We start from the raw sequence: 23,383 nt of genomic DNA on the forward strand, positions 1-23,383 counted from the left end.
ATGAACAGTAAACTTTATTTGTTTATAACTGTGAATTATGACGGTTTGCTTGCCATGAGAGGAGTTTTATTTTATACTTTACACAATGGAAGTTATGTGAGAAATATGGCTTTACTAATGGTTGGATATGTAGTACAATCGTAACTTATTATGCGTTTATTTTAGGAGGATTATTATACAATGTGGATTGCAGATGGATGGAAAGATTATGAGGTGATTGATACTTCCTGTGGGGAGAAGCTGGAGCGTTGGGGGGATTATCTTCTGGTGCGTCCGGATCCGCAGGTTATCTGGGATACGCCCAAGGTAAATAAGGGCTGGAAGCATATGAACGGGCATTATCACAGAAGTAAGAAAGGCGGCGGTGAATGGGAGTTTTTTGATCTGCCGGAGCAGTGGGAGATTCATTATAAGGATCTGACCTTTCATTTAAAACCCTTTAGTTTTAAGCATACCGGGCTTTTTCCGGAGCAGGCTACGAACTGGGACTGGTTTGGCAATAAGATCCGTCATGCGGGACGTCCGGTGAAGGTTCTGAATCTTTTTGCTTATACTGGTGGTGCCACTCTGGCGGCAGCAGCAGCGGGAGCTTCTGTTACTCATGTGGATGCTTCTAAGGGTATGGTTACCTGGGCGAAGGAGAATGCAGTAGCATCCGGCCTTGGAAATGCACCGATACGCTGGCTGGTAGATGACTGTGTGAAGTTTGTGGAGCGTGAGATCCGCAGAGGAAATCAATATGATGCGATCATTATGGATCCCCCTTCTTATGGACGTGGACCGAAGGGGGAAATCTGGAAGATCGAGGATTGTATTCATGATCTGATCAAGCTGTGTACAAAGATTCTCAGTGATGAGCCTCTGTTTTTCCTGATAAATTCTTATACAACAGGTCTGGCACCGGCAGTTCTTACTTATATGCTTTCTACTGAGCTTAAGAAGTTCGGCGGACATGTGGACTCTCAGGAAATCGGCCTTCCGGTAAGTTCTAATGGACTGGTTCTTCCGTGTGGTGCTTCTGGAAGATGGGAAGCTTAGAACTTGTTTTTACCTGCCTGGCGGGATGGGAGGAAGCTTAAATTATGAAGGAACTTAATTTAAAACATGAAGCCAAGCGTTACGGCTGTGCGGTTCTGGCTGCAACGATCATGGCGTTGAATATTAAGACATTTGTTCGTGCAGGAGGTCTTTTTCCGGGAGGATTTACAGGACTTACTCTGCTGCTCCAGAATATTTTTCAGACATTTATGGGGATTGCAGTTCCGTATACGCTGATTAATGTATTGCTGAACTCTATTCCTGTATTTATCGGTCTGAAATTTATCGGAAAGAAATTTACCATAAGTTCTGTCTGTGTGATCGTGCTTTCAGGTCTGCTTACAGATATTATTCCCAGTCAGCCGATCACTTATGATACATTGCTGATTAGTATCTTTGGCGGTTTGATTAATGGCTTCTGCATCAGTCTCTGTCTGATCGGTAATACAAGTACAGGTGGAACTGACTTTATTGCAATTTATTTTTCTGAGAAGAGCGGCAGAGATATCTGGAATTATATTCTGTGTGGAAATGCAGTGATTCTGACTGTGGCAGGTTTACTTTTTGGATGGGACAGGGCACTTTACTCTATTATCTTTCAGTTTACCTCTACTCAGGTGATTCAGATGCTGCATCAGAGATATAAGAAGCATACGCTGTTTATTATCACGAAGGAGCCGTATCAGATTTATGAGGAGATTTTTAAACTTACCAATCATACGGCGACACGTTTTGAAGGTATCGGATGTTACACAGACGAGAAGACCAGTATGATCTATTCTGTAGTCTCTACAGAAGAAGCGAAATATCTGGTAAAGAAGGTTCATGAGATTGATCCGAAAGCCTTTGTAAATATTATTAAGACCGACTACATAAACGGAAGATTTTACCAGAAAACAGATTATTAATTACTTGTATTCCCCTTCTGTGAGCGTATAATATAAGGTACAAGGAACTCTGCTCGTTCATGGGACTTTTACACAAGATTGGACGAACAGTAACCGGCACACAAGGAGGGTGATATATATGGGTAATGTAGCAGAAAGCACACTTCCTCACAGCAATACCTCAGGCTATGACCGCAAAGCCTGCAGGACATGCGCCTGTTCCACCTGTTATGAGCAGGAGTTCTGTGACAGATGCAGCTCCTGCCAGAATCAGTCACGGAAATTAGACAGGTGTAATGCCTATGAGGGAGCATATAACTATTAACCTCAACACAATTAAAAATTGTTACCGGAGACTTTTTCAAATATACTCTGGTGGCAGAACGGACAAAGCCGCTGTGGAATATACAGCGGCTTGCATTATTTTTGTGGTTTTCGATAATTGCAAAAATTTCAAAATATTACTAGTAAAATTTATAAAATCTCCTAAGAGTTTCCTGTAATGTCTGTTATAATTGTGGCAGGAATGTTTTTATGGGGGATTTTTTTATGCTGAAAAATAAAACTATGCGTTTGAAGATTTTATTTTTGTGTCTTGGATGTACACTGGCGGGACTTCTTTTACAGACTTATTTATTCCAGACAACTTCGTCGGAGCTGATTTATAATCAGGCAAAGTCTGACAGTTACCGTTCTATGGAGAATATGCAGGATGATATTTATACATTTATCAAATCCATTGAGAATGGACTGATCGATATCTATAATGAGAAGGAATTCATTATGGATCTGAGAAGTGGAATGGAGTCATCAACCTTGCAAAACCGGTATTATCGTACTGCTTATGATATTGCCACAGAGAATTTTCAGACTTCAGATGGCGTCGTTTCTCTGTATATTTATGATAAATCCCACAGGATCATCAGTACATACAGGCGGGCGGTGACACCGAAACATAATTATCCTACAGATATTTATGATCCGTTATTTAATGATAATGCAGAGAAAGTAAAAGAATATGTTGATTCAGATGAGACTCAGATGCTGATTTCCAGTTATTATAATGTGTATCGTGAGAAAAATATAGTGCGTTTTGTACTGAAGGTATATAACTCGGTAAATATTCATTCGAAGATAGGATATGTAGTCTGTGACGTGGACAGTAAGATCCTGAAAAAAATTATGAGAAAGTACACTTCGGAGGATGAAATATTTATCTGGTTACAGCCGTTTAATGACAGACCTGTTCTGGCTGCCGGAAATATCATGGACAGTGACAGTAATGTGTATGAACAGATTTGTGACCAGATACAAAAAGGAAATCAGGAATTTGAGAATATACAGGAGAAAAATAAAGTGTTTTTTTCAGTTTATCAGGATAAGTACAATCTTGGGGCCTATACTCTTATTCCAAGAGATCTGCTGAATAGGAATCAGAAGATTCTGAATGAAAACCTGATACTTATTACACTGATTATGCTTGCTGTTGTCAGTATATCTTTTTATTTTGTGAGTCGGTTATTAAGCCGGCCGCTTGAGGAGATGACAAAGACAGTTAAAAGAATCCAGGGTGGCGAAACTCAGCTTAGAATGGAAAACCTGAGAAATGATGAGGTTGGGGAACTTGGAAAGAGTTTTAACAATATGCTGGATCAGATCGAAAAGCTGATTGCTGATGAATATGAAAACAAAATGTCTCTGAATTATGCAAGGTATCAGGCACTTCAGGCGCAGATCAATCCTCATTTCTTATATAATACACTGGACACAATGGGAAGTATTGCAGAAATACAGGGCTGCATTCAGGTGAGTAATCTCTGTCAGTCTCTGGCAGGCCTGTTTCGGTATAGCCTGGATATGAAAAATCCTCTTTCCACTGTATCAGGAGAACTTGTCCATCTGAAAAATTATATTTATGTTATGAATGTACGTATGCAGAATCAGGTAGAATATGAATTTCATATTGATGATAATGTTTTGCAGGACACATTGCCAAGAATTTCTATTCAGCCATTGGTTGAAAATGCATTAAACCATGGGCTGAAAAATCAGAAAGGAAAGAAAAAGGTTATTATTTCAGCTGGGATCAGGGATGATGATCTGTTAATTTCCGTAGAAGATAATGGTATTGGTATGTCGGATGAGAAGATACGGGAATTATTTTCGGAAGATCCTGGAGAAAAACAGAAAAATCGTTCCATTGGAATCTTTAATATACATAAACGTATGCAGTATTTATACGGTGAATCATACGGTGTGAAGATTAAAAGTGAGCCGGAAAAGGGTACGGTTGTTTTTCTGGAAATTCCAAGAAAAAAACAGGGGGAGAATCAAAATGCATGTAAAAAGTTATAAGGTTTTATTTGCAGATGATGAATATTGGACAAGAGAGAAGATGGCAAGGATCATACCATGGGAGAAATATTCTCTGGAGTTTCTGAAGCCGGCTTCTGACGGAGAGGAGGTACTGGAACGGCTTTCAGAAGAAAAACCGGATATTCTGATTACAGACATTAATATGCCTTATGTAAACGGAGTGGAACTTTTGAAGAAGGTTCATACAGAATATCCGGAACTGATCACATTTGTGATCAGTGGGTATGATGATTTTGAATATGTAAGGGACTCTTTCTTGTCAGGGACTATTCATTATCTTATGAAACCGGTTGGAAAAATAGATCTTATCAATGCTTTGTCAAAGGCACTGGAACTGATCAGTCAGAGGCAGAGCAAAAAAGAAGAGGAACTGCAGAAACAGCAGGAATTACAGAGGGCTTCTTCCTTTATTAAAGACCGTGAATTTTCGCAGCTGCTTGATCCAAAGGCAGCTTCTTCAAGTGCAGGTTTTGTGCTGAACAGTCATATGGAATTTGCAGGAGGAACGCTGATCCTTGTAAAGATACATCGCCTGCAGGAGTTTATGCAACTGTATGATTATGATATGAATCTGCTTTCCTTTTCTGTGAAAAAGCGTTTGCAGGAAGTCAGCGGTAATCCTGAAGTGCTTATTTTTAATCATATTTACCGTTCCAATGAATTCCTGATCGCAGGGGAACTGGGAATATCTGAGGTATGTAAACTGGCGCAGGATATTATACGGGACTTTGAAAATGCTACTGTAAGCCCGATCACCATAGTTGCAAGCAGCCATTGTTTTTCTATGGGAAATCTTGCAGAAGCTTATGTACAGGATGTTTCAAATCTGATGCAGCGTTCTTTTGGTCAGCAGTCTGCTTTTATACAGGCAGAAGAAAATACCTCTGACGAAGAGAAATCCTTTATCAACCACTTACAGGATATGCAGATAAAAGAACTGCAGGGATATATCAGGATACAGTCTCCATCTGCAGTAAAAAAATATCTGTATGAAAATGTAGGACTGAAACAGTGTGAAAGTGATGGATGGACTTATCTGGAAGTGCGGCAGACAGTACGACGTTTCCTGAATCTTCTTTTTGAAGAAAAGACAGAGGGGGCAGAAACTGCTAAGATCATGGAAACTCAGAGCATGTTGGAGATGGCAGATAAAGCAGTTGACAGTATGGATATGAAACTTCTGGAGGAGATTCTTGACGAAGTAATAGATGTTTTTGTGGAAAACAATCAGCAGACAGACTCAGATTCCATAAAGAGCGGGATTCAGAAGGCAGTGATCTATATAGACGAGCATTTTGAAGAGAATCTCAGTCTTTCCTCTCTGTCTGCTCAGTTCCATGTTGAGAGTTCTTATTTTTCCAAAATGTTCAGGAAGGAAACAGGAGAAAATCTTATGCTCTATATTTGCAGAAAAAGAATGGAAAAAGCAATTGAATATATGAGAAATACAGAGCGCAGCCTTACTGAGATCGCATTCATGGTAGGTTACGATGATTATACATATTTTAATAAGGTATTCAGAAAAATGATGAGCATAAGTCCAAGAGAGTTCAGAAATCAGCTGGAGGATCAAAAGAGTTGAAAAAAAAGAAATGTGCAGGGATATTACTGTCAATTTTAATGTTTATATCAAGTGGCTGTACAGAAAATCATCAGGAGGATACAGAAATCAGGAAACCTGTAACAATCAGTATTCTTGCAGGACAGTCTACGTCTGATGCAGGTACGGAGGATATGATTGAAGATGCAGTAACAGAACGTTTTCCACAGGTTGAGCTTCAATGGGAATGTGTAGATTGGGGAGAAGATTTTTTTGACAGAATGCGGGCAAGACTGTCATCAGGAGATGTGCCGGATATTATTATCGGGAAAGCTCAGGATGTAGAGGGATTTACAAATGCAGGTATTTTGTCTCCTGTAAAAATTAAGGATACAGATATTTTTTATGAAGAGGCCGCAGACACAGTGAAGTCAGGCAGTGTATTGTATGGATTGCCTTATAATGCATGGTATCAGGGGGTTCTTTACAATAAAGATATTTTTGAAAAATATGATATCAGTGTTCCGCAGACCAAAAGAGATATGGAAAAAACAGTACAGCTTCTGGAAGAGAAAGGAATAACGCCTTTTGCAGGACACTTTATGGAAAGCTGGAAAATCGGAAATTTATTTATGCAGTCAATGATCGGGAATATTTTTATGGATTCGCCTGACTGGGGGGAGAAATTTCGAAAAGGAAGAGTGAATTTTTCTGATTCTGAAGAAATACAGAACTGTTTTGAGGATATTGCCTATATTTATGATCATTCTTTTTCGAATGCACTTTCTCTGTCTCAGGCAGACAGTGACAGGCTTTTTGACGAGGGAATAGCTGCCATGTATCCGGGAGGCTGCTGGTCGCTTCAGTTTGCCAATCAGTCAGAAAATCAATACAACTATGGTATTTTTCCATATCCTGATTCTGAAGGAAATTCCAGACTGATCCGGGAAACAAATATGACTTTTATGAAAAGTGCATACACGGAACATGGAGAACTGGTAGATGAAATATTTCAGATGCTGATGGATGATAAAGAATTGCTGAATGAAATACTTGAGTTTACCCAGACTTTTTCTGTGAGAAAAGATATGCAGGAGATAAGCTATACCTGTATCAGCGATGAAGTACAGGATTATGTGAAATCAGATAAAATCATAGAAGCAGCTGTGGGAAATTCGCAAATCGTGTGGAGCTTTCAGATCAATCTTGCTGAAAAATGCCAGGAATGGTTAAAAGGCCGGTTATCCCTGGAGGATGTCCTGGAGTTTGCTGACAGAAACAGAATGGACAGTGGTAATCTTGAATAATAAGTTCAATATTTTACTACCAGTTTTTTCAAAACAGCCCTAATACTTCTGCAGGATTCTTTTATATAATACACTCATCAAATAAAACAGATCATTTTTAAGGAGGAAAGAAAATGAGAAAAAGAGCGATGAGCGTGTTACTTGCAGCAGCAATGATCACAGGAACAATGACAGGAACTGCAGTGATGGTAAAAGCAGATGATGAACCTGTAACACTTACAGTACTGGCAGGACAGTCTACTACAGATGCCGGAATTGAGGATATGATCGATGAAGCGCTTGCAGAAAAATATCCTAATATTACCCTTGAGTGGGAATGTGTAGACTGGGGAAATGATTTTCAGCCCAAAATGCAGCAGTATATGCAGTCAGGACTTCCTGATATTATGATCGGAAAAGCGCAGGATGTTTCAACTTATGCACCACAGGGTGTTCTTGGCGAAATTGACAGTACCTATCTTGACAGAGGTCTGGATGCATCCAGAGAAAATGTTACCATTGATGGAAAAACATATGGCCTGGTTTACAATGCTATGTATCAGGGCGTTTATTATAACAAGGCTATGTTTAAAGAAAACGGATGGGAAATCCCCAAAACACTTGATGATCTGCAGGTGATCATTGATGACTGTAAGGAAAAAGGAATTACTCCGTTCGCCAGCCATATGGTAGATACCTGGTCTATCGGAAATATGAGCATGCAGTTTGCAATGAATGACGTATTTAATAAGACTCCGGACTGGGGTGATAAATTCCGTGCAGGAGAAGTAAGCTTCTCTGACAGCGAAGATATGCAGAATGCACTCAATTATAACAAATTAATTTATGACAACACCTTTGAGGATACTTTCTCAACTGAGCAGACAGACTGTGATGCAAAAATGGTATTAGGTGATGCTGCAATGAAGGTATCAGGTTCCTGGTCTATCCAGAACTTCCTTGATATTGATGAAAACTTTGATTTTGGTATATTCCCGTTTCCGAATCAGACCGGAGATTCAAAACTGATTTTTGAGCCAAATATCACAATTATGACAAGTGCCAATACAGAACATCAGGATGCAGTTAATGATTTCCTTGATTTAATGAGTTCTGATAAAGATCTTGCCGTAGAAATCCTTGATTACACAAAAACAGCTTCCATGCTTAAAGATGTTACACCAACCTTTAGTAATCCAAGTCAGGAAGACATAGATAAATATGCATCAGAGGATATGATCGTGGATGTAACACTTGGAAACAACCAGCTTGTATGGGGTGGATTCCAGGAAGAAAATGCAAAAGATATTGCTGCATGGCTTCAGGGTCAGGAATCCATTGAAGACTGCCTGAAAGCCTGCGATGGCAGAGTAGATTCAAGCAGTGCTAACTGATATGTTTGGAAAGGGAGGGAGAAATCTCTCCCTTATTAAAAATCCGTAAAGAATCTGAGGAGTGAAAGAATATGAAACAAAAAGGTGGTTCAGGAATAGAAAAACGTATGGTTCGTCAGTATCTGGTTTTAGTACTTCCCGGAATGATCATTTTTACAGTTGGATTGATTATCCCTTTATTTTTGTCTTTCCGGTATTCTCTTACAGACTGGGACGGTATGACTGCCAAAAAAACTTTTGTCGGTATACAGAATTATATTAAATTATTTAAGGATAAAGAATTTTTGGAATCATGGTGGTTTACCATTAAGTTTACAATAGGAAATACGATTATCCAGAACGTACTTGCTCTTTTATTTGCGGTTGCACTGGACAGTGGGATCCGTTTCCAGAAATTATATCGTGCAGCATTTTTTGTACCATGTCTGATCAGTGCGATCGTAGTTGGATTTGTCTGGCTGAAAATGTTCTCCAATGTACTTCCGGCAATTAATGATTTGCTTGGAACCGGATTTAATTTTCTTCTTTTTGGAAAAGCAGAAACTGTACTTGGTGGTCTTCTTATAGCAAATAACTGGCAGTGGGTTGGCTACTGGATGCTAATCTATCTTGCAGGTCTTCAGTCTGTTCCGGCTGAATTATATGAAGCCGCAAAGGTTGACGGAGCAAATGCGATACATAGATTTTTTAATGTAACAATTCCTATGCTTGCACCGGCCATTACAATCTGTGTAGTAGGTATTACTACAGGTTCTCTTAAGGTTTATGATCTGCTGGTAGCTTCCACAAAGGGAGGCCCGGGTCGTGCTTCTACATCTGTTATTTATAAAACCTATACAACAGCTATTAACGGACGCCAGTATGGTTATGGTTCAGCGATGACAGTAACGCTTGTAATAGCGTTGCTCCTGGTAGCTCTGATCCAGGTAAAAGGACTTCGTAAAAAGGAGGTACAGGCATGATATTCCGAAAAAGCAAAGAAAAGGAAGAGAAAATCAAAGAGCCATATACAAAGGCAACTGCAATTACTCAGGTTATTATGACCATATGTGCCATATTTTTCCTGGCACCTATTTTTATCATATTCAATTATTCATTTAAGACAAAAAGAGAACTATATCTGGGAAGTCCCCTGTCTCTTCCGGAATCTCTGAATTTTGAAAATTATGTAAAAGCATTTGAAAAACTTAATATGAAAAGCACGTTTGTCAATACATTGCTTTATACAGCAGCCAGTGTTGTGATCCTTGCAATTTTGTGTGGTACAACAGCCTGGGCAATCTCAAGATGTCACCGTAAGTTTTTCAAGTTTGCATATGTTTATTTTATAGTAGGAATCCTGATCCCATATCAGGCATTATTCCTTCCTATTTATACTATCGGTTACAGAATGAAACTTACAAATACCCGGTATGGTATTATCTTGATGTATGTGGCAACAGGTATTTCGTTTGGAGTCTTTCTGATGACCAGCTTTATGAATACAGTTCCTCTGGAACTGGAAGAATCGGCAAGAATAGATGGATGCTCTGTATTTCAGACATACTTTAAGATCGTACTTCCTCTTTTGAAACCGGCCATGGCAACATTGATCATTATGCAGGCATTTCAGATCTGGAATGATTATCTTCTTGCAAGTCTGTATGTCAGCAAGAAACAGCTGAAGACTCTTACTGTAGCAATCCAGTCGCTTTTCTCAGCACAGAGCAGTGATTATACAACTGCTATGGCAGCTATTGTAATTTCGGTCCTGCCGATTGCAGTTTTGTTTATGGCATTACAGAAATATTTTATCAAAGGTATGACCGTTGGTGCCGTAAAGGGATGATATAGGAATAAATATTAGGAGAAGTTTTATGAAACAGATTTTAAACAGATATCAGTTTGATGATATGGTGGTCTGCTATGAGATCAATGATGAAAAACAGGTAGGGCTGTTTTTGTATCCTGCAGATATGCCGCTTGAAAAATGTGCCAATCCTGATACTGCCATAGATAGTCTGGTACAGCTTAAAATTGCAGGTGATATGTACAATGGAGCATATGCTCCGGGAAATACCCTTCGTAATGGGGAAAGTACTATTCGGATGAAATATGTTTCCCAGAAACTTACTGAGGAGAATAATGTTCAGACTGTTATAACAGTTATGGAAGATGAAAGAGGATATCAGGTTACTCATAAGCTTTCCTATGTACAGGGGGAAAAGGTCCTGCGTGCAGAGTGTGAGTTTCTGAATAAATCAGCAGAATCTGTGAAACTGGAAATGTTTGAAAGTGTATCTCTCAGTGAAATTTCACCTTATATCTCAGGTGATGAAGCAGGAGAGATCATGGTCCATCGTCTGCAGAGCAGATGGAGTCAGGAGGGACGTCTTCTCTCCCAGAGCCTTGAAGAACTTCAACTGGATGTATCCTGGACAAAAGAAGCGGTACGTTGTGAAAGATTTGGACAGGCAGGTTCTTTACCTGTAAATCATTATTTCCCGTTTCTTGGAGTAGAAGACAGACGTAACCATATATTCTGGGGAATGCAGATTGCACATAATGCTTCCTGGCAAATGGAAATATACAGAATTGATGAGAATCTTGCAATAAGCGGAGGTCTTGCTGACAGAGAATTTGGCCATTGGATGAAAAATATAGCTCCCGGAGAGAGATTTCTGACTCCGGAAGCAATCGTTACGGTATGCCATACAGATTCTGCTGACTTTTTTACCGGAAGACTTGCTAATGCAGGTCAGAATGCTGCTGATGCAGGACCGGAATGTGAGCAGGATCTTCCGATTGTTTTTAATGAATACTGCACTACATGGGGAAATCCATCTCATGAAAATATTTGTGAGATCCTGAAGACAATAAAAGGAAAAGGCTTTACTTATTTTGTAATCGACTGTGGCTGGTACAAAAGAGAAGGCGTTCCGTGGGATATCAGCATGGGGGATTATGATCCATCCGTAAGTCTGTTTCCTATGGGACTGGAACAGACAGTACAGGAAATTCGAAATGCCGGTCTGAAGCCGGGAATCTGGTTTGAGATTGAAAATGTGGGACAGGCTTCTGAGGCTTATAACAATACAGAACATCTGCTTCATTTAGATGGAAAACCACTTACTACTACCAGACGCAGATTCTGGGATATGACAGACCCATGGGTAAACCAGTATCTCACAGAACATGTCATTGAGTTCCTGAAGAAATATGGTTTTGAATATATGAAAATGGACTATAATGACACAGTCGGAATGGGCTGTGACGGATATGAGTCCATTGGAGAAGGACTCAGACAGAATATGGCAGCAGCCAGAGAATTTGTTGAGAAGGTAAAAAAAGAAATACCTGGAATTGTTCTGGAAAACTGTGCATCAGGAGGACACAGACTGGAGCCTGGTTATATGGCTCTTACAAGTATGGCATCTTTTTCTGACGCACATGAATGTGTGGAAATTCCGGTTATTGCGGCAAATCTCCACAGGGTTATCCTGCCGCGTCAGAGTCAGATCTGGGCCGTTATCAGAAAAACAGATTCACTGAAAAGGATTTCATATTCAGTTGCAGCAACTTTCCTTGGAAGAATGTGCATATCAGGAGATGTGTGGCAGTTAAATAAGGAACAGTGGGCAGTCATTGACAATGGAATCGTATTTTATAAAAAGATTGCTTCTGTAATAAAAAGAGGACAGTCTTATCATTTTGGTACGGAAATAAAAAGTATACGTCATCCGGATGGCTGGCAGGCAGTTTTACGTATAGGCAATAATGGAAAAGCATATATAGTACTTCATACCTTTATGAAGGATGTACCGGATAAAATATCATTCTCATTGCCTGAAAATTGTCCGTCAGACATATCTGATCTCTTTAGCTGGGAAGACAAAAAAGCTGAGATCCGAAACAAAACAATTACTTTTTATGACTTACAGCAGGGAGATACAGTTGCTGTATTTTTGGAATGATTATAACTTAATAAACTGCGAAACAGTTATTCAGTTATGAGTAAGCGGCAGAATGGATTACATATATCTGTTCTGCTGTTTTTTTGTTATATTTGGCCGATAGTATTGTATAATTGCAATGTTTCCTTAAGTTTACAGAATTGTAAAATGTTTATGATATAATAATATTGTTTTATTGTTGTTTTACGTAAAGAATGGACTATTTACAGAAGGAGAAAGATATGATCGTATATCACTATTGCAGTTTGGATTCATTTAATTCTATTTTGAAAAATCGCTCTCTTCGTCTGACAAATATTTTGAAATCCAATGATTCCATGGAGATCAGCTGGATCTGTCGATATTATGAAGCAGAATTTAAAAAAGCTTATAAAAATACTTCGGATTTATTCAAAGCCTGTATTTCACCGGAGAGGTTCAGAGGCTATGTGAAGTTATTTGCAGATGAATTTTTTGATGAAAATTATGCGGATTTCAGATATTATGTAACCTGTTTTTCCTATCAGAATGATCTGCTCAGCCAGTGGCGCGGGTATGCAGATGACGGACGGGGAGCTGCCATCGGATTTGATCTGGATGTGCTGAAGGAGATTACCACAGTCTCACCGGAGATTTCGAAGCCATCTATTGTGTCATTACATAAGATTAGTTATTCTGAGGCAGAGCAGCGGGAGGTTGTGCATCAGATCGTGAAGGAACTGATCGCTGAAATTGAGGAAATGCTGCAGAAAGAAAGGGAATATCCGGAAAATGCTAAGAACTCCCAGGACTGTAAAATAGAATTGCTTGATAATGTTATGAGCTGTTTTGAGAGAAAGTTTATGGAATTATTTCAGGAATCCGTTTATATGAAGAATCCTTTTTTCAGAGAAGAAAGTGAAATCCGCTTATGTGAGTTTTCTCCAAAGCAATTTCTCATGGGAAGAGAGGTTAAGCTTTCCCAGGGAGCCCGCCTGCACAATTATTCTTATTATGTCAAGGAAAATCAGCTCATATCCTATGTGGACTTTGATTTTTCAGATTGCTTTGAAAAGCTGGTCAGAGAGGTTGTCATAGGGCCGAAATGTCTGATGTCACAGCGGGATATGGAGTTTTATCTGGCTACACTGGGCCTTCCGGGTTGTCAGGTAAATAAATCACAGGGAACTTATCGTTAAAGTATCATACATCGGGGAAAGGCAGATGACAAAAATGAAAGGAAAATTATTTTTCAGGAAACTGGCAGTATTTCTTATGCTGGCATTATTTCTGACAGCGGGAATTTTTATGAGTACAGCCTCCGTACAGGCAGCAGCCTACGTCAAACAGAATGAAACCTCTGTCAGTATTACATCTAAGAAAACCGGATGGCAGAAAATAGGCGGAGACTACTATTTCTACAACTCCAAAGGCCGTCTCATCTGCGGTTCTTTCAAATACAAGGGATACTATTACTACAGCAATTCCAATGGGAAACGGTTCACTGGATGGATGAAACGTTCCGGCAACAAATATTATTATAACCGTAAAAATGGAGCTATGTTCCGTAATCGCTGGGCAACGGGAGATAAATATACCTATTATTTCAATAAATCCGGTGTGGCCATCGCCAGCCAGTGGCTTACTGAGTATGGAAAAAAATATTATTTTCTCAGCAATTCCACCATGGCAAAGGGATGGCAGAAAATAGGAAAATACTATTACTATTTCAGCAAGAAAACAGGAGCTATGGCAAAGAATACCTGGGTAGGAAAATATTATGTCAATGCCAAAGGACAGCGTGTAAAATCTTCAGATGCAAAGCCAACAGTCAGTCAGAGCGGAAATACCTATACATATAAAAGCGGCACCCTGAATATTAAGCTGGAGCGTAAATCTGTCCACGGTATTTCTTACTGGGCTGCGCATATAAAAACTGCCAGTCCCAAACAGCTGAGATCTGCACTTTCCAACGGAACCTACGGAGGGGAACGTCAGACTACTTCCTCAGCAGTATCCTCCAATGGCGGAATCATTGGGGTAAACGGCAGTGCTTTTGACTATGGGACAGGAAAACCTTCTCCACTTGGAATGTGCATCAAAAACGGAATCATTTACGGCAACTATATGACCAGTTATTCTGTTATGGCAGTTAAAAATAACGGAACGATCTATACCCCTGCTCAGGGCCTTATGGGAAAAGATCTGCTGGCAGCCGGTGTAAAAGATACCTATAACTTCGGGCCGATTCTGATCAAGGATGGCGCAGCACAGCTGCCGTGGGCAGAAACAGAGAAATATTATCCCCGTACAGCAGTGGGGATGGTAAAGCCCAATGATTATGTACTCCTTGTAACAGACACTGGAAATTACTCAGGACTGAATCACTGGGATATGGTTAATATTTTTAAATCCTATGGCTGTACCTATGCTTACAACCTGGATGGCGGTGGCTCCGCAACATTATACTTCAATGGAAAAGTAATGAACAAACTCATCGGAAATACTCAGCGCCCCTGCGCCGATTTCCTCTACTTTACCCGATAATGCCGAGACATACATATTTTGATTTATATTAACAATTCGCCAAAAACACTTGACAATCCCCGATTTACCATACTAAAATGTAAAAAGTGTAAAAAATGTTGCCGCAGGAAAAACAAATGCTTGCCCTTTGCGGAATAGCCGTTTGTATCTATGGCAGAACAAGGAGGAATATTATGAAAAAATACAGCGACATGAGTAAAGAGGAACTGCTTACACTCAAGGCACAGCTGGATAAAGAATTCGCAGACATCAAAGCACAGGGACTTGCCCTTGATATGTCACGTGGAAAACCGGCAGCAGATCAGCTTAATCTTTCCATGGAATTAATGGATGTATTAGGAAGTGACTCAGATCTTAAATGCGAAACAGGTGTAGACTGCCGTAATTATGGAGTCATCGACGGAATTCCGGAAGCAAAACGTCTTCTCGGTGAAATGTCCGAAGTAGACCCGGAACACATTATCATCTATGGAAACTCCAGCCTGAACGTAATGTTTGACAGCATTGCACGTTCCATGACTCACGGCGTAATGGGAAATACACCATGGTGTAAACTTGACAAAGTAAAATTCCTCTGTCCTGTACCTGGATATGACCGTCATTTCAAGATCACAGAATTCTTTGGAATCGAAATGATCAACGTACCAATGACTCCACAGGGTCCGGATATGGATATGGTAGAGAAACTTGTCAGCGAAGATGCAGCAATCAAAGGAATCTGGTGTGTACCGAAATATTCTAATCCCCAGGGTTACACATATTCCAAAGAAACAGTAGAACGCTTTGCAAGACTGAAACCGGCAGCACCTGATTTCCGTATCTACTGGGATAACGCATACAGCATCCACCATCTCTATGATGATAATCAGGATTTCCTTGTAGAAATTCTTGAGGCATGTGCAAAAGCAGGAAACCCTGATCTTGTATATAAATTCACATCAACATCCAAAGTAAGCTTTCCAGGTTCCGGTATTGCAGCAGTTGCAGCTTCCAAAGCAAACCTGGCAGATTTCCGCAGCTATATGCAGATCCAGACAATTGGACATGACAAATTAAACCAGCTTCGTCACGTAAGATTTTTCAAGGATCTGGAGGGACTTCATGCACACATGAGAAAGCATGCAGATATTCTCCGCCCGAAATTTGAAATGGTTCTGGATACACTGGACAGAGAACTCAGTGGTCTTGGAATCGGTGAGTGGACAAAACCTCATGGTGGATACTTCATTTCCTTTGATTCAATGGAAGGATGTGCAAAAGCAATCGTAGCCAAAGCAAAAGAGGCAGGCGTTGTACTGACAGGAGCAGGTGCTACCTATCCATACGGAAAGGATCCTAAAGACTCCAATATCCGTATCGCACCAAGCTTCCCGACTCCGGAAGAGCTTGGAAAAGCAGCGGAAGTATTTGTACTTTGTGTAAAACTTGCAAGTGTGGAAAAGCTTCTGGAGAATGCCTGAACTGAATAAAAATTTACGATAACGATAAACTGCCCGGCATATTTTTGTGTGCCGGGCGGTTGTAGTTGGAAAGGGGAGAAAAATGAGTACCCGGAAAAAAATTCTGATCAGCCTGATCATCATCCTGCTTTTGCTCGCAGCAGGTGCTTATGGATATGGGGTTTATTATTTTACCAGTCATTTCCTGCCTGGTTCTATGGTAAATGGATTTAACTGTTCCTATATGACGGTAGAGGAATCAGAGAAGCTTCTGGATGAACGGATCGGCGCTTATGTGCTGGCTGTGGAAACCAGAAATAACGGACAGGAGAGCATCAGTGCCCAGGATGCAGGGCTTTCCTACAAGTCTGACGGCAGTGTAAACCAGCTGGTAAAGGAACAGCAGCGTTTCCGCTGGTTCCTGGCTTTTAATCAGCATCAGGACTATGAGATCCCATCTTCGATCCAGTATGATGAACAGAAGGAAGAAACGGCAGTTGCCGCTCTGAAATGCATGCAGCCTGAGAACAGTACGGAGCCTTCGGATGCATATATTGCAGAAAAAGATGATAAATTTATCATTATTCCTGAGGTAGAGGGAGCAGCCCTGGATCCGGAAAAGACCCGCCAGGTAATCCTGGATGCTATGCTTACCGGAAAAGTGGCTGTAAATCTGGAAGAAAGCGGCTGCTATAAGAAACCGTCTGTTTATCAGAATGATGAAATGCTGGTGAAAAACTGTGAGCAGATCAATAAGCTGACAGATGTGGTGATCACCTATGATTTTGATGACCGCACAGAGACTGTAGACAGAGAGACGATTAAAAACTGGCTGAAGAAAGACAAAAAAGGTAATTATACTCTGGACAAAAAGCAGGTGACTGCCTATGTGAGGGGGTTGAGCGAAAAGTACGATACTGTTGGTAATAGCAGAACCTTTCATACCTATGACGGACAGGAAATTACAGTAGAGGGCGGTAATTATGGATGGCAGATCGATCAGGAAGCAGAGGTAAAGGCATTGACAGGGCTGATCAAAGAAGGCAAAACCCAGGTAAGGGAGCCGGAGTACGCCCATGAGGGACTGAGCCGTAAAACCAATGATATCGGATATACCTATATAGAAATCAGTCTTACTGCCCAGAGGATGGTATATTACAAAGACGGAGTTCCTACAGCAGATGCACAGATCCTTACCGGAAATCCCAATGTTCCCAACTGTTCTACCCCTGTGGGCTGCTATTCCACAGGAGAGAAGATATCCGGATATACAGTACCCGGAGAGGATTATCCGGGATCTGTAAATTACTGGATTCCTTTTGGTGGTGGCCTGGGAATCAATGATGCTCCCTGGAGAACAGAATTTGGCGGACAGATTTATGATTTTGAGGGAACTCATGGCTGTATCTGTGCACCGGCCGATCAGGTTCAGATCATTTACAGTGCAGTGGAGAAAAATACTCCGGTTATCATTTATGGATAGTTGTTATTTTGGCGCAATCGTATTATAATAACGGCATGTGTTATAAGGAGGAATAAAATGAAGATTGTTGTATTGGCTGGAGGAACAAGTACAGAGCGTGCCATTTCCATTATATCCGGAACTGGTATTTGTAAGGCTTTGCGCCAGAAAGGACATCAGGCAATTCTTGCAGATGTTTTCTGTGGAGTGGAGAATGTAGACTGGGAGAATCCTTTCCCTGAGGAATATGATGTGGACGCTGCCTCCGCATATATGTCCGGGTTTGATGATAAAATAGAAACTATGAAAAAAGAACGCAGAAGCTTTTTCGGGGAAAATATCCTGAAGCTCTGTGAAATGGCAGACATTGTTTTTCTGGGACTGCATGGCTCCAATGGAGAAGATGGCAGACTTCAGGCCACTTTTGATCTGATGGGAATCCGTTATACAGGAACAGGATATCTTAGCAGTGCAATGGCTATGGACAAGGGAATCACCAAGCAGATGTTTATGATGAACCATGTACCTACACCAAGGGGAGTTTCTATGGTAAAGTCTCAGATGACCACAGATCTGAAGGCGCTGGGAATGGAATTCCCTGTAGTGGTCAAGACCTGCTGCGGCGGTTCCAGTGTGGGAGTTTATATTGTAAATGACCAGAAGGAATATGAGCAGGCGTTGAAGGATGCCTATTCCTATGAGGACGAGGTAGTTATTGAGGAATATATTAAGGGACGTGAGTTCTCAGTGGCTGTAGTAGACGGGAAAGCATATCCTGTCATAGAAATTGCTCCCATACAGGGATTCTATGATTATAAAAATAAATATCAGGCCGGATCTACCATCGAGACCTGTCCTGCAGAGCTTTCACCGGAGCTTACTGAAAAAATGCAGCATTATGCAGAGGCAGGAGCGAAGGCTCTGTTTATGGAGGGATACTGCCGTCTGGATTTCATGATGAAGGAAAACGGGGATATGTACTGTCTGGAGGCCAATACCCTGCCGGGAATGACACCTACCAGTCTGATCCCTCAGGAAGCCGGAGTACTTGGAATTGATTACCCTACCCTCTGTGAGAAACTGATCGAAGTGTCTCTGAGAAAGTATCAGTAGTCTGGAGCCAGAGCTGTCAGGACAGAAGCCAACAGAATCCAAAAGAAGAGAAAACAGAAAGAAGATATTATGAAGAATTTAACTCTGGAACATATTACACAGGTCTGCGGAGGCACTTATTATGGACCGGCAGACAAAATGCAGGAAGAGGTGCAGTCTGTTGTTACTGACAGCAGAAAGGCAGATAAGGGGTGTCTGTTTGTGCCTATCGTAGGAGAAAGGGTAGATGCCCACAGATTTATCCCTCAGGTGATGGAAGCAGGAGCGCTGGCAACATTGTCTGAGCATGTACTGGAAAGTGCGGATTTTCCATATATTGTGGTGGAATCCTCCCTTCAGGCAGTAAAGGACATTGCGGAATTCTATCTGAAGCAGCTTCAGATTCCGGTAGTTGGGATTACCGGAAGCGTAGGCAAGACCAGCACCAAGGAAGTGATCGCTTCTGTACTCAGCCAGAAATACCGCACTTTGAAAACACAGGGAAACTTTAATAATGAACTGGGATTGCCCCTGACTGTGTTCCGTCTGCGGGAAGAGGATGAACTGGCAGTGCTGGAAATGGGAATCAGTGATTTTGGAGAGATGACCAGGCTGGCAAGGATTGCCAGACCGGATACCTGTGTGATCACTAATATCGGTACCTGCCATCTGGAGAATCTGGGAGACAGAGATGGTGTACTGCGTGCTAAGACGGAAATATTCAAGTTTCTGAAGAAAGACGGCCATATTGTATTAAACGGAGACGATGATAAGCTATCTACAGTAAAAGACTATGAGGGAATTTCACCGGTATTTTTTGGGATGAATGGAGAATGCCAGGTATATGGAGATCAGATCATCAGCCGTGGACTAAAGGGAATGACCTGTACCATACATATGGGAGATGTTGTTTTTACAGTGGATATTCCTATGCCAGGGCGTCATATGGTATATAATGCCCTGGCAGCGGCAGCTGTGGGCAGGATTTATGGACTGACACCGGAGCAGATCAAGGCCGGAATTGAGAGCCTGGAGCCGGTAAGCGGACGTTTTAAAATGATTGAGACAGAGAAATTCCTGATCGTGGATGACTGTTATAATGCCAATCCAATGTCCATGAAGGCTTCCCTGGATGTGCTTCAGGACGGAGCCGGACGTAGAGTAGCTATCCTTGGTGACATGGGAGAGCTGGGAACCAATGAGGCGGAGCTTCACAGGGAAGTGGGAGAGCATGCCGGTAAATGCAGAATAGATGTACTGATCTGTACAGGTGCACTCTGCAAGAATATGGCAGAAGCAGCAGCTGAGGCGAATCCCTCCCTGGAGGTGATTTATGAGCCAGACAGAGAAAGCCTTCTGGCTCATCTGAAAAAATATGTACAGAAAGAGGATACGATTCTGGTAAAAGCATCTCATTTTATGAAGTTTGAGGAAGTTGTTGAAGCATTACAGAAAATGTAAAAGAGGAAAAGCAAATACCGGTTGGTGTGTGCTGAAGAAAATGAAATAGACAGGAATAGATGCAGAATCTGCTTTATATGCAGGTTCTGTATTTTTGTGGCTGAATTTGACGAACGAATTTAGTTTCCCGGGGGCTGTGACAGAGGTATAATACATTTATGGAGATTTCGAAAAATACCTTGAGACTGTGAAACGGGAAGAGGAATTTTACGGAATGACTGCAGTTCAGAATCAGAAGGAGGATGTTATGGCGGAGAAGGTCATGAATCTGCATCTTCTGCTCTATGCAATGGCTGCCCTGGGTGGCCTGGGAGCAGCAGGGATGCTGACAACACATCTTACTTATCGAAGACTGATCAGAAAAAACACAGGGATAAAATCAAATCTCAAAGAGAAATGGATGAATTTATGGAGAACCAGGGACAGGCTTCTGAACAGGATGAATCGTATGGTATGGTACCCTTCCCTTTTCTGTACCGCTCTCCTGGTGACTGCGATTTCCCTTACTGCTACCGGTGCCGGGCAGAAGGGGGTGCCTCTTGCTTATCTCTATGTAGGGGCAATTGTACCGGCAGCTCTTTTGCTGCTTCGCCAGGCTTTGGATTTTACCTATAAGGAGGAGCTTATTATGAATACACTTTCTGATTATGTGGAGCAGGTCAGGATCTGGACAGAGGAAACTCCGGCAGCAGGAAAGCCGGATGAGGCTTCCAGAGAAGAAATTGTAGAACATATTGCAGAGAGTATCCGGCAGACTGCGGCTGCAGGAAGCCATTTCAGCAGAATGCTTACTCCTGAGGAAGAGGAGATCATGAGAGAAATCATCCGGGAGTTTATGGATTGACAAAGAGGACGGCCTATTGACCGTCCTCTTCTATAACCTGGATCTCCAGATAATCAAAATCAATCTGTTCAATGAAGTTATCCTGATAAAATCTGGCTTTGTCATGTTTTTGGAAATCCTTGACAGTGGAGTCCAGCCAGATAGGATTTCCCAGATCCATTTCATAACAGACGGATTCCAGCCCCCGGAATATTTTGTGGGTTCTGGTATCCTGAGAATCGTCACATATTACAGTATCTCTTAATAAACGGTTATCTTTCCATATTTTGCCCCATAAACGAAACATAATTTGCCTCCCTGATTCTGTTGTCTGCAGATAGTGATGAAAACAGTATAGAGGATTACAGGCAAAATGTAAAGAAACAGGAGACAGTAAAGGGAAGAAAAGCTATGGGAAACAGTATCGAAAACGATTAAGCTAAAGTTCGGATAAATAGTTGGAAAAAGCGAAAATAGTCAAAAAATATAAACGGATAAAATTCTTGCGAAAATGAAGAAAAGTAAAAGTGCATAATAAAACAGATTAAAAATATAGCGAATTATACGAAACGCATAATTTAAGCAAAATAAGCATTGACAAATTAGTAGATATGAGGTTTAATAAAGGAAAGAAAACGATTAAGTAAAACAAATCAAGGAAAACTTAATCGAAAGGTGTTTCGAGAATTGGATTTGAGAAGCACACACACCAAAAGGAACGAAATTATTTTAATTTTAAAAGGAGGACACACAATGAAGAAAAAAGTCATGGCAGTTGCACTTGCAGCAGCAACAGTTGTATCAATGGTAGGCGCTACAGGCGTAAGCGCAGCTACAGAAGTTGCAAAGAATGATCTGGCTTACAAGGGTGAACTTGAGATCATGCATTACTCCACATCAGAGGAGTCTGAAGGAAACGGTGGATCTGATGGATTCCGTACAACTCTTGCAGCATGGCAGGAAGCTCATCCGGACATTACATTGAACGAAAATGTTCTTGCAAATGCAGAATACAAAACACAGATCGCTACATTGGCAGCAGCAGATAACCTTCCGGATGTATTCTTACTTCAGGGTATGAATACCAAGGCATGGGCTGAGCAGGGACTGGTTATGGATCTGACAGACACAATCAAAGCTTCTCCGTATTATGATAAATATGATCAGGATTACTTTACACCATTTAAGGTTGGCGATAAGCTTTATGGATATCCAGTACTGACAGGTGGTACCTGTACAGTAGTTATCTATGACAAGGCTATGTGGAAAGAAGCAGGATACGATACATTCCCATCTACATGGGAAGATGTTGAGAAAGCTTCCGAATATTTCCAGGAGCAGGGTATTGATACTGTTGCATTTGGTAATGGTGGAAAATGGCAGGCAAACAGCGATTTCCTTTCTACTTTAGGTGACAGATATACAGGTAAAGACTGGTTCCAGGGTCTGATCGACAACAGCGGTTCCAAATTTACTGACGAAGCATTTGTAAAAGCTCTGACAGAAACACAGCACCTGTTCACAGAAACCAAGATCTTTAATGAGGACTTCAACTCTGTAACAAACGAAGATGCACGTGAGTACTATATTTCCGGTGATGCAGCAGCATTTATCGGTGGTAACTGGGATGAATCTTATATCGCAGCAACTCTGAAAGACAGCGATGAAGAAAAATATAACAACATCGGCTTTGCAGTTCTTCCACAGCCTGCAGATGCAACAGAGGATCCTGATTCTCAGAACATCGGTCTTGGATATGCAGTAGCAATCAATCCTAAGGTTGCTGACGATGCTGACAAATTAGCAGCAGCTATTGACCTTGCACAGGAACTTACAGGACCTGCATTCTCCTCTTATGTAGCAGAGAACTATGCACTTAGCGGATTAACAAAGACAGACGATGTTGACCTGAGCAAATTCGACCAGGTTACACAGGACTTCTACAACTACTCTTATGTTGATACAACAAAATGCGAGATTTATGACTCCTACATCAACAGCGCTGTATGGGATGTTCTTAACACAGATCTTCAGACTATGATGAATGGTGATATGACTCCGGAAGATGTAGCTGCAAATGCTCAGAAAGCATATGAAGAGAACTATAAATAGATTATATAAATAAGA

General features: G+C 41.1%; 19 protein-coding genes. 18 read left to right on the forward strand and 1 reads right to left on the reverse strand.

Annotated features, from left to right (window positions below; genetic code table 11):
• The first annotated feature begins 180 nt into the window (after positions 1–180).
• The 17 genes from H8Z82_RS01300 to H8Z82_RS01380 all read left to right on the forward strand — a co-directional run bounded on the left by H8Z82_RS01300 (position 181) and on the right by H8Z82_RS01380 (position 21,277).
• Positions 181–1,038 carry a class I SAM-dependent methyltransferase gene (locus H8Z82_RS01300; protein WP_173743297.1) on the forward strand — a complete coding sequence of 286 codons (858 nt, stop codon included), beginning with the start codon at positions 181–183 and terminating at the stop codon, positions 1,036–1,038.
• A gap of 44 nt (positions 1,039–1,082) precedes the next feature.
• Positions 1,083–1,946, forward strand: a complete 864-nt coding sequence (locus tag H8Z82_RS01305) for a YitT family protein (RefSeq protein WP_173743296.1) — start codon at positions 1,083–1,085, stop codon at positions 1,944–1,946.
• A 118-nt stretch (positions 1,947–2,064) separates the two neighbouring features.
• Positions 2,065–2,250, forward strand: coding sequence for a hypothetical protein (locus H8Z82_RS01310; protein ID WP_019162999.1), 186 nt, complete (start codon positions 2,065–2,067; stop codon positions 2,248–2,250).
• 224 nt (positions 2,251–2,474) lie between these two features.
• On the forward strand, positions 2,475–4,280 hold the full coding sequence (locus tag H8Z82_RS01315) for a sensor histidine kinase (protein WP_186994013.1): 1,806 nt from the start codon (positions 2,475–2,477) through the stop codon (positions 4,278–4,280).
• The gene (locus H8Z82_RS01320; protein ID WP_186994014.1) at positions 4,261–5,883 is read left to right on the forward strand and encodes a response regulator transcription factor; all 1,623 of its coding nucleotides are present in this window, start codon (positions 4,261–4,263) and stop codon (positions 5,881–5,883) included. Before H8Z82_RS01315 ends, H8Z82_RS01320 begins: the two co-directional genes overlap by 20 nt.
• On the forward strand, positions 5,880–7,148 hold the full coding sequence (locus H8Z82_RS01325; RefSeq protein ID WP_186994015.1) for an ABC transporter substrate-binding protein: 1,269 nt from the start codon (positions 5,880–5,882) through the stop codon (positions 7,146–7,148). Before H8Z82_RS01320 ends, H8Z82_RS01325 begins: the two co-directional genes overlap by 4 nt.
• A gap of 113 nt (positions 7,149–7,261) precedes the next feature.
• Positions 7,262–8,521 carry an ABC transporter substrate-binding protein gene (locus H8Z82_RS01330; RefSeq protein WP_186994016.1) on the forward strand — a complete coding sequence of 420 codons (1,260 nt, stop codon included), beginning with the start codon at positions 7,262–7,264 and terminating at the stop codon, positions 8,519–8,521.
• Positions 8,522–8,592: 71 nt separating this feature from the next.
• A complete protein-coding gene (locus tag H8Z82_RS01335) occupies positions 8,593–9,483 on the forward strand; it encodes a carbohydrate ABC transporter permease (RefSeq protein WP_186994017.1) in 891 nt (296 codons plus the stop codon).
• Positions 9,480–10,349: a carbohydrate ABC transporter permease gene (locus tag H8Z82_RS01340; protein WP_186994018.1), complete on the forward strand. Its 870-nt coding sequence runs from the start codon at positions 9,480–9,482 to the stop codon at positions 10,347–10,349. Before H8Z82_RS01335 ends, H8Z82_RS01340 begins: the two co-directional genes overlap by 4 nt.
• 28 nt (positions 10,350–10,377) lie before the next feature.
• Positions 10,378–12,474: a glycoside hydrolase family 36 protein gene (locus tag H8Z82_RS01345; protein ID WP_186994019.1), complete on the forward strand. Its 2,097-nt coding sequence runs from the start codon at positions 10,378–10,380 to the stop codon at positions 12,472–12,474.
• Between the two features lie 221 nt (positions 12,475–12,695).
• Positions 12,696–13,631, forward strand: coding sequence for a DUF2971 domain-containing protein (locus tag H8Z82_RS01350; protein ID WP_186994020.1), 936 nt, complete (start codon positions 12,696–12,698; stop codon positions 13,629–13,631).
• 34 nt (positions 13,632–13,665) lie between these two features.
• On the forward strand, positions 13,666–14,979 hold the full coding sequence (locus H8Z82_RS01355) for a phosphodiester glycosidase family protein (RefSeq protein ID WP_207724592.1): 1,314 nt from the start codon (positions 13,666–13,668) through the stop codon (positions 14,977–14,979).
• 173 nt (positions 14,980–15,152) lie between these two features.
• Entirely contained in the window at positions 15,153–16,439 is a 1,287-nt protein-coding gene (locus tag H8Z82_RS01360) for a PLP-dependent aminotransferase family protein (protein ID WP_019162996.1), read from the forward strand.
• 82 nt (positions 16,440–16,521) lie between these two features.
• Positions 16,522–17,901, forward strand: coding sequence for a L,D-transpeptidase family protein (locus tag H8Z82_RS01365; RefSeq protein WP_186994022.1), 1,380 nt, complete (start codon positions 16,522–16,524; stop codon positions 17,899–17,901).
• Positions 17,902–17,958: 57 nt separating this feature from the next.
• Complete coding sequence (locus H8Z82_RS01370) at positions 17,959–18,993, forward strand: D-alanine--D-alanine ligase family protein (protein WP_019162994.1); 1,035 nt, start codon at positions 17,959–17,961, stop codon at positions 18,991–18,993.
• Positions 18,994–19,062: 69 nt separating this feature from the next.
• Positions 19,063–20,433 (forward strand): UDP-N-acetylmuramoyl-tripeptide--D-alanyl-D-alanine ligase, encoded by a 1,371-nt coding sequence (locus tag H8Z82_RS01375; RefSeq protein ID WP_186994023.1) that lies wholly within the window; start codon positions 19,063–19,065, stop codon positions 20,431–20,433.
• Positions 20,434–20,620: 187 nt separating this feature from the next.
• Positions 20,621–21,277 (forward strand): hypothetical protein, encoded by a 657-nt coding sequence (locus H8Z82_RS01380; RefSeq protein WP_330607794.1) that lies wholly within the window; start codon positions 20,621–20,623, stop codon positions 21,275–21,277.
• A 13-nt stretch (positions 21,278–21,290) separates the two neighbouring features.
• Here the strand turns inward: H8Z82_RS01380 and H8Z82_RS01385 are convergent, their stop codons facing one another.
• Positions 21,291–21,563: a hypothetical protein gene (locus H8Z82_RS01385; protein WP_019162991.1), complete on the reverse strand. Its 273-nt coding sequence runs from the start codon at positions 21,561–21,563 to the stop codon at positions 21,291–21,293.
• 446 nt (positions 21,564–22,009) lie between these two features.
• Here H8Z82_RS01385 and H8Z82_RS01390 point away from each other — a divergent pair, with 446 nt between their 5' ends.
• Positions 22,010–23,368: an extracellular solute-binding protein gene (locus tag H8Z82_RS01390; RefSeq protein WP_186994024.1), complete on the forward strand. Its 1,359-nt coding sequence runs from the start codon at positions 22,010–22,012 to the stop codon at positions 23,366–23,368.
• Positions 23,369–23,383 lie beyond the last annotated feature (15 nt).

Source organism: Blautia difficilis (assembly GCF_014297245.1).
Lineage (GTDB): Bacteria > Bacillota > Clostridia > Lachnospirales > Lachnospiraceae > Blautia_A > Blautia_A difficilis.

Excerpts from the sequence above, each read along its gene's own strand:
- H8Z82_RS01305 (WP_173743296.1), top strand. The coding sequence starts at position 1,083 with ATGAAGGAACTTAATTTAAAACATGAAGCCAAGCGTTACGGCTGTGCG.
- H8Z82_RS01375 (WP_186994023.1), top strand. The coding sequence starts at position 19,063 with ATGAAGAATTTAACTCTGGAACATATTACACAGGTCTGCGGAGGCACT.
- H8Z82_RS01345 (WP_186994019.1), top strand. The coding sequence starts at position 10,378 with ATGAAACAGATTTTAAACAGATATCAGTTTGATGATATGGTGGTCTGC.
- H8Z82_RS01365 (WP_186994022.1), top strand. The coding sequence starts at position 16,522 with ATGAGTACCCGGAAAAAAATTCTGATCAGCCTGATCATCATCCTGCTT.
- H8Z82_RS01350 (WP_186994020.1), top strand. The coding sequence starts at position 12,696 with ATGATCGTATATCACTATTGCAGTTTGGATTCATTTAATTCTATTTTG.
- H8Z82_RS01355 (WP_207724592.1), top strand. The coding sequence starts at position 13,666 with ATGAAAGGAAAATTATTTTTCAGGAAACTGGCAGTATTTCTTATGCTG.
- H8Z82_RS01385 (WP_019162991.1), bottom strand. The coding sequence starts at position 21,563 with ATGTTTCGTTTATGGGGCAAAATATGGAAAGATAACCGTTTATTAAGA.
- H8Z82_RS01315 (WP_186994013.1), top strand. The coding sequence starts at position 2,475 with ATGCTGAAAAATAAAACTATGCGTTTGAAGATTTTATTTTTGTGTCTT.
- H8Z82_RS01390 (WP_186994024.1), top strand. The coding sequence starts at position 22,010 with ATGAAGAAAAAAGTCATGGCAGTTGCACTTGCAGCAGCAACAGTTGTA.
- H8Z82_RS01370 (WP_019162994.1), top strand. The coding sequence starts at position 17,959 with ATGAAGATTGTTGTATTGGCTGGAGGAACAAGTACAGAGCGTGCCATT.
- H8Z82_RS01335 (WP_186994017.1), top strand. The coding sequence starts at position 8,593 with ATGAAACAAAAAGGTGGTTCAGGAATAGAAAAACGTATGGTTCGTCAG.
- H8Z82_RS01330 (WP_186994016.1), top strand. The coding sequence starts at position 7,262 with ATGAGAAAAAGAGCGATGAGCGTGTTACTTGCAGCAGCAATGATCACA.
- H8Z82_RS01310 (WP_019162999.1), top strand. The coding sequence starts at position 2,065 with ATGGGTAATGTAGCAGAAAGCACACTTCCTCACAGCAATACCTCAGGC.
- H8Z82_RS01300 (WP_173743297.1), top strand. The coding sequence starts at position 181 with ATGTGGATTGCAGATGGATGGAAAGATTATGAGGTGATTGATACTTCC.
- H8Z82_RS01340 (WP_186994018.1), top strand. The coding sequence starts at position 9,480 with ATGATATTCCGAAAAAGCAAAGAAAAGGAAGAGAAAATCAAAGAGCCA.
- H8Z82_RS01320 (WP_186994014.1), top strand. The coding sequence starts at position 4,261 with ATGCATGTAAAAAGTTATAAGGTTTTATTTGCAGATGATGAATATTGG.
- H8Z82_RS01360 (WP_019162996.1), top strand. The coding sequence starts at position 15,153 with ATGAAAAAATACAGCGACATGAGTAAAGAGGAACTGCTTACACTCAAG.